The organism is Pseudomonas sp. ACN8 (genome assembly GCF_002303925.1).
In the GTDB taxonomy this organism is placed as follows: domain Bacteria; phylum Pseudomonadota; class Gammaproteobacteria; order Pseudomonadales; family Pseudomonadaceae; genus Aquipseudomonas.
Genome location: NZ_MRCS01000022.1, coordinates 16,294 through 29,130, shown reverse-complemented (window position 1 = coordinate 29,130; position 12,837 = coordinate 16,294). Strand labels below are relative to the sequence as shown.

12 protein-coding genes are annotated in these 12,837 nt (G+C 59.4%); 5 read left to right on the top strand and 7 right to left on the bottom strand.

Features of this window, described 5'->3' with window-relative positions; translation table 11 throughout:
- Positions 1–135: 135 nt before the first annotated feature.
- From BSF44_RS14250 to gcl, 3 genes are all read right to left on the bottom strand, one after another.
- The gene (locus BSF44_RS14250; RefSeq protein ID WP_095944032.1) at positions 136–1,029 is read right to left on the bottom strand and encodes a 2-hydroxy-3-oxopropionate reductase; all 894 of its coding nucleotides are present in this window, start codon (positions 1,027–1,029) and stop codon (positions 136–138) included.
- 137 nt (positions 1,030–1,166) lie between these two features.
- A complete protein-coding gene (hyi, locus tag BSF44_RS14245; protein ID WP_095944031.1) occupies positions 1,167–1,949 on the bottom strand; it encodes a hydroxypyruvate isomerase in 783 nt (260 codons plus the stop codon).
- Positions 1,950–2,092: 143 nt separating this feature from the next.
- Complete coding sequence (gene gcl, locus BSF44_RS14240) at positions 2,093–3,868, bottom strand: glyoxylate carboligase (protein WP_095944030.1); 1,776 nt, start codon at positions 3,866–3,868, stop codon at positions 2,093–2,095.
- Positions 3,869–4,149: 281 nt separating this feature from the next.
- On the opposite strand from gcl, the gene BSF44_RS14235 reads away from it, so the two are divergent.
- Together BSF44_RS14235 and BSF44_RS14230 are read left to right on the top strand one after the other, a co-directional pair.
- The gene (locus BSF44_RS14235) at positions 4,150–4,590 is read left to right on the top strand and encodes a heme-binding protein (RefSeq protein WP_015096201.1); all 441 of its coding nucleotides are present in this window, start codon (positions 4,150–4,152) and stop codon (positions 4,588–4,590) included.
- Positions 4,591–4,802: 212 nt separating this feature from the next.
- Positions 4,803–5,261, top strand: coding sequence for a transposase (locus tag BSF44_RS14230; protein WP_095944029.1), 459 nt, complete (start codon positions 4,803–4,805; stop codon positions 5,259–5,261).
- Between the two features lie 103 nt (positions 5,262–5,364).
- Here BSF44_RS14230 and BSF44_RS14225 read toward each other — a convergent pair whose 3' ends face one another.
- A complete protein-coding gene (locus BSF44_RS14225) occupies positions 5,365–5,970 on the bottom strand; it encodes a TetR/AcrR family transcriptional regulator (protein ID WP_008020589.1) in 606 nt (201 codons plus the stop codon).
- Positions 5,971–6,104: 134 nt separating this feature from the next.
- Between BSF44_RS14225 and BSF44_RS14220 the strand changes: the two genes are divergently transcribed.
- Positions 6,105–7,019 (top strand): DUF808 domain-containing protein, encoded by a 915-nt coding sequence (locus BSF44_RS14220; RefSeq protein WP_095944028.1) that lies wholly within the window; start codon positions 6,105–6,107, stop codon positions 7,017–7,019.
- Between the two features lie 127 nt (positions 7,020–7,146).
- On the opposite strand, the gene BSF44_RS14215 is transcribed toward BSF44_RS14220, so the two are convergent.
- Positions 7,147–7,935, bottom strand: coding sequence for a VacJ family lipoprotein (locus tag BSF44_RS14215; RefSeq protein WP_095944027.1), 789 nt, complete (start codon positions 7,933–7,935; stop codon positions 7,147–7,149).
- Positions 7,928–9,226 carry a serine/threonine protein kinase gene (locus BSF44_RS14210; protein ID WP_095944026.1) on the bottom strand — a complete coding sequence of 433 codons (1,299 nt, stop codon included), beginning with the start codon at positions 9,224–9,226 and terminating at the stop codon, positions 7,928–7,930. The genes BSF44_RS14215 and BSF44_RS14210 overlap by 8 nt, the downstream gene beginning before the upstream one ends.
- A gap of 225 nt (positions 9,227–9,451) precedes the next feature.
- Between BSF44_RS14210 and BSF44_RS14205 the strand changes: the two genes are divergently transcribed.
- Entirely contained in the window at positions 9,452–9,820 is a 369-nt protein-coding gene (locus BSF44_RS14205; RefSeq protein WP_095944025.1) for a hypothetical protein, read from the top strand.
- 122 nt (positions 9,821–9,942) lie between these two features.
- On the opposite strand, the gene BSF44_RS14200 is transcribed toward BSF44_RS14205, so the two are convergent.
- Entirely contained in the window at positions 9,943–11,538 is a 1,596-nt protein-coding gene (locus BSF44_RS14200) for a beta (1-6) glucans synthase (RefSeq protein WP_095944024.1), read from the bottom strand.
- A 296-nt stretch (positions 11,539–11,834) separates the two neighbouring features.
- Between BSF44_RS14200 and BSF44_RS14190 the strand changes: the two genes are divergently transcribed.
- Complete coding sequence (locus BSF44_RS14190) at positions 11,835–12,686, top strand: glycine betaine ABC transporter substrate-binding protein (RefSeq protein ID WP_095944023.1); 852 nt, start codon at positions 11,835–11,837, stop codon at positions 12,684–12,686.
- Positions 12,687–12,837: the final 151 nt, after the last annotated feature.

The following is a 12,837-nucleotide window of genomic DNA, read 5'->3' as shown; positions in this document are numbered from 1 at the left end:
TCGAAAGGGCAACTCTGATCCCTGTAGGAGTGAGCCTGCTCGCGATCCAGGCACTGCGGTGTATCAGGTACACCGCGGTGATTTCATCGCGAGCAGGCTCACTCCTACAGGTTTGAAGCGGTGTGGGGCAGGGGCTTACTTCTTGTCGCGAATCGAGAAGTTCGCCATGTGTTCCAGACCCTTGATCAGCGCCGAGTGGTCCCAGTTGCTGCCACCGATGGCCGCGCAGGTGCTGAACACTTGCTGGGTGTTGGCGGTGTTCGGCAGGTTGATGTTCAGCTCCCTGGCGCCTTGCAGGGCCAGGTTCAGGTCCTTCTGGTGCAGGCTGATGCGGAAGCCTGGATCGAAGGTGCCTTTGATCATGCGCTCGCCGTGCACTTCGAGGATCTTCGAGGACGCGAAACCGCCCATCAGTGCTTCACGCACCTTGGCTGGATCGGCACCGTTCTTCGAAGCGAACAGCAGGGCTTCGGCCACGGCCTGGATGTTCAGGGCCACGATGATCTGGTTGGCCACCTTGGCGGTTTGACCGTCGCCGTTGCCACCGACCAGGGTGATGTTCTTGCCCATGGCCTGGAACAGCGGCAGGGCACGTTCGAAGGCGTCGGCATCACCGCCGACCATGATGCTCAGGGTCGCAGCCTTGGCGCCGACTTCACCGCCGGATACCGGGGCGTCGAGGTATTGCGCGCCTTTTTCGTTGATCCTGGCCGCGAAAGCCTTGGTGGCGGTCGGCGAGATCGAGCTCATGTCGATGACGACTTTGCCTTTGCTCACGCCTGCAGCGATGCCGTCGGCACGGAACAGCACGTCATCGACCTGCGGGGTATCGGGCACCATGACGATGATGAACTCGGCTTCCTGGGCGACTTCTTTCGGGTTCGCCAAGGCAACGGCGCCAGCGGCGATCAGGTCGGCGGGCGCAGGGTCGTGGTGGGCCGACAGGAACAGGCTGTGACCGGCTTTCTGCAGGTTCGCCGCCATTGGGTGGCCCATGATGCCGGTGCCGATAAATCCGATTTTAGCCATGAGAAAATCCTCTTGTTTTGTGCTTTCTGTAGGAGCGAGCCTGCTCGCGAAAAAACTCAACGAAAACGCGTGCTGCCTGAGTAAACGCGGCGCCTGATCGTTCTTCGCGAGCAGGCTCGCTCCTACAGGGATATGTATTAGATCGCGTTATGGGTTTTCAACCAGCCCAGGCCCGCTTCAGTGGTGGTCAGCGGCTTGTATTCGCAACCGACCCAGCCTTGGTAACCGATGCGGTCCAGGTGTTCGAACAGGAAGCGGTAGTTGATTTCACCGGTACCAGGTTCGTTGCGCCCCGGGTTGTCCGCGAGTTGCACATGGTTGATCTCGCCCAGGTGCGATTGCAGGGTGCGGGCCAGATCGCCTTCCATGATTTGCATGTGGTAGATGTCGTATTGCAGGAACAGGTTGGCGCTGCCGACCTGCTCGCGAATCGACAGGGCTTGCGCCGTGTTATTCAGGTAGAAGCCTGGGATGTCACGGGTGTTGATCGCCTCCATCACCAGCTTGATACCCGCCGCTTGCAGCTTGTCGGCCGCGTACTTGAGGTTGGCGACGAAGGTTTTCTCCACGGTGGCATCGTCAAAGCCCTGCGGACGAATACCGGCCAGGCAGTTGACCTGGGTGTTGCCCAGCACTTGCGCGTAAGCGATGGCCAGGTCGACACCGGCACGGAACTCTTCGACCCGGTCCGGCAGACACGCGATACCGCGCTCGCCCTTGGCCCAGTCACCGGCCGGCAGGTTGAACAGCACTTGGGTCAGACCGTGGGCGTCGAGCTTGGCCTTGATTTCGGCGGAGCTGAAGTCGTACGGGAACAGGTATTCGACACCACTGAAGCCGGCCTTGGCGGCCGCTTCGAAACGGGCAAGAAAGTCCTGTTCGGTGAACAGCATGGACAGGTTGGCTGCGAAACGCGGCATGGTGGTCTCCTGTAAATGTGTGAGTGCCCCCCTGTAGGAGTGGGCCTGCTCGCGATAGCGTAATGTCAGTCAACATTGATGTTGAATGTTCCGGCCTCATCGCGAGCAGGCTCGCTCCTACAGGGAGAGCGATCAGCTGTTAATCAATCAAGCAACGAGATCGCAGTCGGTGCGTCGTCGCCAACCAGTGCCAGGTCTTCGAATTCGTTGACAGCGTTGATCTCGGTACCCATGGAAATGTTGGTCACGCGCTCCAGGATGATCTCGACGATCACTGGAACCTTGAACTCTTCGATCAGCTCCTGGGCCTTGCGCAGGGCAGGCTGGATCTGGGACGGTTCGAACACACGCAGTGCCTTGCAGCCGAGGCCTTCGGCAACGGCGACGTGGTCCACACCGTAGCCGTTGAGTTCCGGCGCGTTCAGGTTGTCGAAGGACAGCTGCACGCAGTAGTCCATGTCGAAACCGCGCTGCGCCTGACGGATCAGACCCAGGTACGAGTTGTTCACCACGACGTGGATGTACGGCAGCTTGAACTGCGCGCCCACCGCCAATTCCTCGATCATGAACTGGAAGTCATAGTCCCCCGACAGGGCCACGACTTTACGGTTCGGATCAGCCTTGACCACGCCCAGCGCTGCCGGAATGGTCCAGCCCAACGGGCCAGCCTGGCCGCAGTTGATCCAGTGGCGCGGCTTGTAGACGTGCAGGAACTGCGCGCCGGCAATCTGCGACAGACCGATGGTGCTGACGTAGCAGGTGTCTTTGCCGAACACCTGGTTCATTTCTTCGTACACGCGTTGCGGCTTGACCGGTACGTTGTCGAAGTGAGTCTTGCGCTGCAGGCTGGCTTTACGCTGCTGGCAGTCTTGCAGCCAGGCACTGCGGTTCTTCAGCTTGCCGGCGGCTTGCCATTCGCGAGCGACTTCGATGAACACGGTCAGCGCGGCAGCGGCGTCGGAAACGATGCCCAGGTCCGGGGTGAATACGCGGCCGATCTGGGTCGGTTCGATGTCAACGTGAATGAACTTGCGGCCTTCGGTGTAGACGTCGACGGAACCGGTGTGACGGTTAGCCCAACGGTTACCCACGCCCAGAACCACGTCGGACTTGAGCATGGTTGCGTTGCCGTAGCGGTGCGAAGTCTGCAGACCAACCATGCCGACCATCAGCGGGTGATCGTCCGGGATGGTGCCCCAGCCCATCAGGGTCGGGATCACCGGGATGCCGGTCAGCTCAGCGAACTCCACCAGCAGGTCGGCGGCGTCGGCGTTGATGATGCCGCCACCGGCCACCAGCAATGGACGCTCGGCCTGGTCCAGCATGGCCAAGGCTTTTTCAACCTGGACGCGGGTAGCGCTCGGCTTGGCCAATGGCAGCGGCTGGTAAGCATCGATGTCGAATTCGATTTCGGCCATCTGCACGTCGAACGGCAGGTCGATCAGCACCGGGCCTGGACGGCCGGAGCGCATTTCATAGAAAGCCTTCTGGAACGCATAAGGCACCTGGCCCGGTTCCATGACGGTGGTCGACCACTTGGTGACTGGCTTGACGATGGTGGTGATATCGACGGCCTGGAAGTCTTCCTTGTGCATACGGGCGCGGGGTGCCTGACCGGTAATGCAGAGGATTGGAATCGAGTCGGCCGAGGCGCTGTAGAGCCCGGTGACCATGTCGGTGCCGGCAGGGCCGGAAGTGCCGATGCACACGCCGATGTTGCCGGCCTTGGTGCGGGTGTAGCCCTCGGCCATGTGCGAGGCGCCTTCAACGTGGCGAGCGAGTACGTGATCGATGCCGCCGACCTTTTGCAGGGCGGAGTACAGCGGGTTGATGGCGGCACCCGGGATGCCGAAAGCGGTATCGACCCCTTCACGGCGCATCACCAGAACGGCGGCTTCGATTGCTCTCATTTTGCTCATGGTTTTGTGCCTCTTTACGTTTTGTAATTGTATACAAGTGGCTTTGCGCAGAGTGTATTCACGGCGGACGGCGCAGGTCAATCCATTTTCTCAAGCGCTTGTTTCATTCGTCGGAAGCCCGTTCTGCTGTGGCTTTTCGTCGCATGTCGCGCCTTTCGAGAATTATTGTATACAAAAAAATAATTCATTGTGTTCTATTTGTTGCATCGGGCTGCGGCACAACGTCTCGCACTTGTGCCGCAGCCCACCGACTTTCCGAAAAACAAAATGAGGACGGCACCATGAGCGCTTTAACCTTGAAAGTCGCAGTCAACCTGGTCAACGAGGCCATCACCGCAGGGCGGGCAATCGCTGCGGCACCCTTGACCATTGCAGTACTGGATGCCGGCGGGCATCTGATCACCCTGCAACGCGAGGACGGCGCCAGCCTGCTGCGCCCGCACGTCGCCATCGGCAAAGCCTGGGGCGCCATCGCGCTGGGCAAGGGTTCACGCCTGCTGGCGCTGGACGCCCAGCAACGCCCGGCGTTTATCGCCGCGTTGAACAGCCTGGGGCAGGGCAGCGTCGTGCCGGCACCGGGTGGTGTGCTGGTTCGCGATCAGGACGGGAACGTGCTGGGGGCGGTGGGGATCAGCGGCGATCTGTCGGATGTCGACGAACAGTGCGCGATCAATGCGATCGAGGCGTTGGGGTTGGTGGCGGATGCGGGGGTGGCGGCTTGATTTGTAGCTTCTGATCAATCGCCTTCGCGAGCAGGCTCGCTCCCACAAGGGGCGGTGGCGGACACAGAATGTCTGATCACCGCAATACCACTGTGGGAGCGAGCCTGCTCGCGAAGGCATTCTCCCAGTCACATCCAGCTAAAAGTCTGCATTACCCTCCAGCATTTCCGGGGCTAGCCTTTTCATGACGTCATCATGAGAGTGGCAAGGGAATGCCTGAACTGTCTGCTTCACACCGTCTGCGCCTCGGCCGCTACACCGAACACAATCGAATCTATCTGCTGACAGCCAATACCTTCGAACGCCGACCTGTCTTCAAGGATTTCACCTTGGGCAGATTAGTCGTGAACCAATTTCGTAATGCTCAGGAGCAAGGTTGCGCCAAGTCATTGGCGTGGGTCGTCATGCCTGATCATTTTCATTGGTTGGTCGAGTTGCAGCGGGGTTCGCTGAGTGGATTGATGCAGAAGACCAAATCGTTGAGTACTAAGGCAGTGAATCGGTTCGTCGACGGGAAGATCTGTCTTTGGCAACAGGGGTATCACGACCGAGCGCTGAGGCGAGATGAGGATTTGGTGAAGATGGCGCGGTATGTAGTAGCCAACCCGTTGCGGGCTGGACTGGTGGCAAAGCTTGGCGACTATCCGTTGTGGGATGCGATCTGGGTTTGAGCTGAAACCGTGTCGTCTCGATCGCGAGCAGGCTCACTCCTACAGGGGAATGCATTCCAAATGTAGGAGTGAGCCTGCTCGCGATTGGTAGCACCGCTGTCCATCAATCCGGCTCACACCCCTTGAGCACCAACCGGATAATTGTCTGTGCCGCCGCTTCATAATCTTCTTCATCCAGCCTGGCCTTGCCGGTGATGGCGGTGATTTGCCAGTCGAAGTCGGCGTAGGTCTGGGTCGCGGCCCAGATGCTGAACATCAGGTGGTTGGGGTCGATGGGGGCGATTTGCCCGCGGTCGATCCAGGTCTGGATGCACTCGATGTTGTGTTTGGCCTGGCCATTGAGCTGTTCGACCAGATCGCTGCTCAGGTGGGGGGCTCCGTGCATGATTTCGCTGGCGAACACTTTGGAGGCGAATGGCAGGTCACGGGAGATGCGGATTTTCGAGCGAATGTAGCCGCTGAGTACTTCACCGGGTTCGCCGTCCGGATTGAATGGTGTCGAAGCCTGCAGGATGGGCTCGATGATACTTTCCAGAACCTCGCGGTAGAGGTTTTCCTTGGACTTGAAGTAGTAGTAGACGTTGGGCTTGGGCAATCCCGCCTTGGCTGCGATGTCGCTGGTTTTGGTCGCAGCGAAGCCTTTGTCGGCGAATTCCTCACTGGCGGCACGCAGGATCAGTTGTTTGTTGCGCTCGCGGATAGTGCTCATAAACCGGGTGATTCCTTGCCTGTTCTGGCGGTTGCGCATGGTATCACCGGCCTCGCGCGGCGCTCAAGAATGCACCGTAGGCTCTTATGTCGCGCTATGCTGCTGCGCATTCATTGCAGAAGGAAACCCGATTCATGGCAGGAAGCAGTTTGCTGGTACTGATCGACGATATCGCGACCGTGCTGGACGACGTGTCTTTGATGACCCAAATGGCCGCCAAGAAAACGGCCGGTGTACTCGGTGACGATCTGGCACTCAATGCCCAGCAAGTCAGCGGCGTGCGTGCCGAACGGGAAATTCCGGTGGTCTGGGCGGTCGCCAAGGGGTCGTTCATCAATAAACTGATCCTGGTGCCGTCGGCATTGGCGATCAGTGCATTCATTCCGTGGCTGGTCACGCCGTTGTTGATGGTCGGCGGTGCCTATCTGTGTTTCGAAGGTTTTGAGAAGCTCGCCCACAAGTTTCTGCACAGCAAGGCTGAAGATGTCGCCGAGCATGCGCAGTTGGTCGAGGCGGTGGCCGATCCTGCCATCGACCTGGTGGCGTTCGAGAGGGACAAGATCAAAGGCGCTATCCGCACCGATTTCATTCTTTCGGCGGAAATCATCGCGATCACCCTCGGTACTGTGGCCGGCGCGCCATTGACTCAGCAAATCATCGTGCTTTCGGGCATTGCCATTGTCATGACCGTCGGCGTGTACGGATTGGTGGCGGGTATCGTCAAGCTCGACGACCTGGGCCTGTGGTTGACCCAGAAACCCGGGCAGATGGCGAAAAGCATCGGCGGGGGGATTCTGCGTGCGGCACCGTACATGATGAAAAGCCTGTCGGTGATTGGTACGGCGGCGATGTTCCTGGTGGGCGGCGGGATCCTCACGCACGGTGTGCCGGTGGTGCATCACTGGATCGAAAGTGTCGGCGCAGCGGCGGGAAGTGGCGGGTTTATCGTGCCGGTGTTGCTCAATGGCGTGGCGGGGATTATCGCGGGGGCGGTGGTATTGGTTGGCGTGATGGCCGTCAGCAAGATCTGGAAAGCCATGAAGGGCTGAAGGCAACACAAAGCAAATGTAGGAGCGAGCTTGCTCGCGATGACGGAGTGTCAGACAACCTCGTTGGTGACTGACACGACCTCATCGCGAGCAAGCTCGCTCCTACAGTTATTTGCGATCGTCTGATTTACTCGGCGACCTGCAACTTGCGCGCTTCGGTGTACACGTAGCGCACTTTCTCGTATTCGAATGGCGAGTTCATCTGGCCATAGCGGAAGCTGGTCTGGTGGCGCTTGTCGATGGCGCGCAGGATCAAGATTTCCGGATGGTTGGAGCTGACTTCGGCCACGTTGAGGAAGTTGATCGCATTCTCGGCCGAGTAGTCCACCAGCAGGCCACCGGTATCACGCAGATTCGACGGACCGAGGATCGGCAGGACGAAATAAGCGCCGCCCGGCACACCGTAGAAGCCTAAAGTCTGGCCGAAGTCTTCGCTCTGGCGCGGCAGACCCATGGCGGTGGCCGGGTCCCACAGGCCGGCGATGCCGATGGTGGTGTTGAGCAGCAGTCGCCCAGTGGTTTCCAGGGAGCGCTGACCCTTGAGCTGCAGCAGGCTGTTCATCAGGTTCGGCACATCGCCGAGGTTGTTGAAGAAGTTGCTGACACCGGTACGCAGGAAGCTCGGGGTGACGTAGCGGTAACCATTGACCACCGGCAGGAACACCCATTGGTCGAAGCGGTAGTTGAAGTGATAGACGCGCCGGTTCCACTCCTCCAGCGGATCGTAGACGGCCAGCGCATTGAGCGTCGAACGCTCGAACTCGCGCTGATCCAGGCCCGGGTTGAATTTGAGTTTGCTCAGCGGCTCCTTGAAGCCATCGCTGTCGACGACCACGGGGGCATTGGCTTTGCTGTTGTCGGCATTGGCGACGCCTGCACAGAGTAACGCTGCCAAAAGCAGGAGGTATTTAGCCACGGAAGAACTCCAGCATGGCGTCGCTGTTGACGCGGTAGTTAATGTTGCCGCAATGGCCGCCCAGCGGGTAAACGGTCAGGCGATCGCCGAAGGTCCGGCGCAGGAAACCCAGGTCACCAGGTCCGAGGATCACGTCGTCGGCGTTGTGCATGACGGCGATTTTCGGGCTTTCGTGCAGATAGTCCTTCAGCGCATACAGGCTCACCTGGTCAATCAGTTGCAGCAGGCTGCCGCCGTCGGTGCGGGCGCGCCACATCGGGATCACTTGCTCGGTGATGTAGCAGTCGAAGTCGCATTGCAGCGCACGCTTGAGGAATGGCGTGAGGCTGGTGCCCTCGGTGATTGGGAACTTGGGTGGGGTGATCAGGCCGCGACGGTTGACCAGGTCCGAAGTGAAGGCAATGTCGGCCGCCGAAAAGCGGAACGAGGTGCCGATCAGCATGGCCATCTGCTCGTTGCTCAGGTGCTGCTTGGACTGCTGGAAGTCGTAGAGCAGGGCGTCATTGAGGTCGATGTAGCCCTTCTGCTGGAAGTAGCGGGTCAGCTTGTCCAGTACCAGCTCATAGAATGTGGTGCTGGTGTTGATGCCCTTGACCTCGGTCTGGACCAGCTTGTCGAGGTTGGTGATCGAGGTGTAGAGGTTGACCGGCGGGTTGAGCAGCAGGACTTTCTTGAAGTTGAAGCTGCGGCGGGTTTCGTCCAGGTGCGAGACGAAAGCGGCATCCAGTGCACCCAGGCTGTACCCGGTCAGGTAGTAATCGGTGACCGGCATTTTCGGGTTCTGTGCCCGTACGGCCTGCATTACCCGGTACAGGTCTTCGGCGTCTTCCTTGGAAACACCCGGGGTGGCGAAGCGTGATGCGGCACTCATGAAGTCGTAGCTGGTGGGCGATGACAACTGCACCACGTGGTAGCCGGCTTTGTAGTAGAGCTTCTTCAGGTATTCGTTCAGGGTGCTGTCATAGCGCGCACCGGTGCCGGCGATCAGGAAAATCAGCGGTGCGGCGTGATCCTGTGTGGCAATGCGGTAGTCGAGTTTCTTGACCGCCCAGAAATTGTCCGGCAATTCGAACGCCCGTTCCGGACGCAAGGTGACGCTGCGCACTTCCTGATCGATATCGTCGTCCAGGGGTAACTCCGGACGCAGGTCCGGCGGCGTGGTCGCGATGGTCGCCTCGAACGGATTGGTCAGGGGGTAGCCGTAACTGGCGGCGTCAATGTCGACCGCCAGTGCGGACGCACTCAATATAAGGCCGCCAAACAGGGCAGCGAAGCGCAAGGAACGGAGCATGACTAAATCCCTTAGAAGAAGGTGCCAAATGAATTTCGCAGGCTATGACCACCGGATTTGCGCCAAAGTGCCAAGCCTCGGCACCAAACAGGCTTTATTTCGAAGTAATAGTAGCTGGACGATACACTTTGCAGCGATTGAATGACCAGTTAACAGTTGTTATCGCTTGCGAAACGCTCTTGTGCGATTAAGCTGGCCGCCGTTTTTCGCCAATTGGAGTGTTACATGTCCCGCCGCCTGCCCGTGATCCTGCTGCTTGTTTTGCTGCCTGTATGGCTGGCCGCCAGTTATGGCGCGCGTTATGGCTTCATGGAGGATGCGCAGTGGGTCGGCATTTGCGCGGATGAAGCGAGTCGTTGGGAATGCCAGGTGCGTTCGAACCTGGGGCTGATGATTCATTTCGGGGTGCTGGGTTGGTCTGCACTGGGCGCGGCGATCATCGGCTTTGTCGTGCCAGGGAGGGCAGGCTGGTGGCTCGCGGTGCTGGCGCTGGTGTTCGGTTTTCCGGCGCTGGCTTTGTACAACACGACGCTGGCGGTGTTTGCGGTGGTGATTGCGGGGTTGCGGTTGGTCAGGAAGTCTCGTAGCGCCTGATAGTCCGTCATCGCGAGCAGGCTCCCACAGTAGATCTTCAGTGAACACAAAATTTGCGTGCGACAAAGATCAAATGTGGGAGCGAGCCTGCTCGCGATGGGGCCGGCTAAGTCGCTAGAGAGTTAAGCATTGCGAACGCGCAAACAGCGCCATAGTGCAGCCACCATCAACCCGCTCACCAGCGCCCAGCCCAAGGCCTGCTGGTTCTGCAGGCCTTCAACGAACAACTGCGGCGCAATGCCGGCACCGATGATGAAGGTCAGCAACGCAATCTCGCGGCGCGGCACGTTAACCGGGCGGCACAGATACACCAGCGCAGGCACGATGAACGCGACACTCGGGAAACTGCGGTAGCGCGGATCGAGCACCAGTTCCAGCATCATCACCGCTGCCGCGAACCCTGTCGTTGCAACCAGCCAGCCAGCACGGCGTTCCAGCAGGTTGAAAGCCCGGCCACGCCAACCGCTGCGAGGGCTCAATATCAGTGCGGCATGGGCCAGCACCAGCAGATTCAGAGCGGTCAGCAATCCGACCCATAGCCATTCACTGGTAAAACGGGTGGTCACTCGTGCCAGGTCGCCCCAGGCGCCAATCGAGCACGCCGCCAGCGCACCGAGCAGGGGCAGCACCAGTGCCGAACGCGTCGTGCGGACCCGGCCACCGAGCAGCAACGTGCCGATGAAGATCAAGCCACCCACCGCGAGCCACTGCGACCAGTACGGTACGTTTGTCACGGGCCCCGCCAGCACGCCCTTGTCCTGGCGATCGGCATCGAACAGCCCCCAATAACCACCGACCGCACCTTCACTGGCGCGTTTCCAGGGCTGGTCGAAGGCTTCGATCAAGTTGTAGTGCCAACCCTGTTGCTCGGCCATGGCGACAAAGCCGCGAATGAATCTGGCTTCGTTGACCCGGCTCGGCAGGGCCGTTTCGCGCTGGCGACCTTCGCTTGGCCAGCCGGTTTCGCCGATCAGCACATCCTTGGGCGCGAATTTGTTGCCGAACACCTGGCGTACGTCGGCCACATGTTGCAGGGCTGCGTCGATGTTCGACGGATCATCTTCCCAGTACGGCAGCAGGTGAATGGTCAGGAAATCCACGGCGGGGGCGATTTCCGGATGCTTGAGCCAGAACTCCCAGACGTCGGCGTAGGTGACAGGCTGTTTGACCTGGCTCTTGACCTTGTTGATCAGCTTCGCCAATTGCGCGCCGGTGACTTCCTTGCGCAGCAGGGTTTCGTTGCCGACGATCACTGCGCTCACCACATCCGGGTTGGCGTTGGCCGAGGCGATCAGAAGGTCGACTTCTTTCTCGGTGTCCACCGGGTTGCTGTTGACCCAGGCGCCGATCATCAGCTTCAAGCCATGCTTGCGCGCAAGGTCCGGCAGGGCTTCAAGGCCGGTCATGGAATAGGTGCGGATGCATTCGAAGCTTTTGGACAGCAGTGCGAGGTCGGCATCCATACGCTCGGGGCGCAAGTTGAAAGGCACGTCGAACGGCGATTGGTCTTTATCGAATGGGGTGTATGAGGCGCATTGCAACTTGTGCGTTGCGCTGGCGACGTCCGGCAAAATTACCGGTTTGCCGAGGCCGTACCAGAAGCCGCCAAGGGCAAACAGCCCGAGCAGGCAGGCGAATAGATAAGCAGCAAAAGGGAAACGGGAAGTCGCGGACATGGTCAGGCCGTGTGGGAACAAAGCGGCGCATGTTACCTGCATTTGTCGCGTGCTTGGTGGCCTGCATGATTTTGTCATGCAAAGTTCGGGCGGATTGGCAGGGGTGTTTGTAGCGCTGAGGGTTAATGGCTTTCTGATGTCGTTTCTCGATGCCTTGAGGTCGCTGGCAGAGCAGGTCGCCATGAGCGTCAGGTTGATTATCGCAAGTGTCAGTACTCCGCTGATGTTCGAACGAGTTTGCGGTGGGCGTGAAGGGCGTGATGGGGGCGCTGTGCACCATAACAATACGTTTAAGCGACTCGGCATCCGTCGAGCGCAGCACTTTCGGGGAAGTAACGATGAAGATGCGACGACTCTTGGGCGCAGGTGCCGCTTTGGTGCTGGCGATCAGTTCTACCGTGGCCAGTGCCGCCAGCAAGGAAGTGACTATCGGTTATGTCGACGGCTGGTCGGACAGTGTCGCCACGACCAACGTGGCGGCTGAAGTGATCAGGCAGAAACTCGGTTATGACGTGAAGTTGCAAGCCGTTGCCACCGGGATCATGTGGCAGGGCGTGGCCACAGGTAAACTCGACGCCATGCTGTCGGCCTGGCTGCCAGTGACCCACGGTGACTACTGGACGAAGAACAAGGATCAGGTCGTCGACTACGGCCCGAACTTCAAGGATGCGAAAATCGGTCTGATCGTGCCGGAGTACGTTAAAGCCAAGTCCATCGAGGACCTGAAAACCGACGACACCTTCAAGAACCGCATCGTCGGCATCGACGCCGGTTCAGGCGTGATGCTCAAGACCGATCAGGCAATCAAGGACTATGACCTGACCGGCTATCAACTCAAGGCCAGTTCCGGCGCCGGCATGATCGCCGAGCTGACCCGTGCCGAGAAGAAGAATGAATCCATCGCCGTGACCGGCTGGGTACCGCACTGGATGTTCGCCAAGTGGAAACTGCGCTTCCTCGAAGACCCGAAAGGCGTGTACGGCGCGGCTGAAACCGTGAACAGCATCGGCAGCAAGGGCCTGGAAGCCAAGGCGCCGGAAGTGGCCAAGTTCCTGAAGAACTTCCAGTGGGAATCCAAGGATGAAATCGGCCAGGTGATGCTGGCGATTCAGGATGGTGCCAAGCCTGAAGCCGCGGCGAAGGATTGGGTCGCCAAAAACCCTGAGCGTGTGGCTGCCTGGACCAAGTAACAAGGAACCTCGCTGTACCCTGTAGGAGCGAGCCTGCTCGCGATAGCAGTCTGTCAGTTGACTGAGAAGTCGCCTGACACGACGCTATCGCGAGCAGGCTCGCTCCTACATTTATTTGTACATGCTGGAGTTTGGCGAATCCGTCATGGGG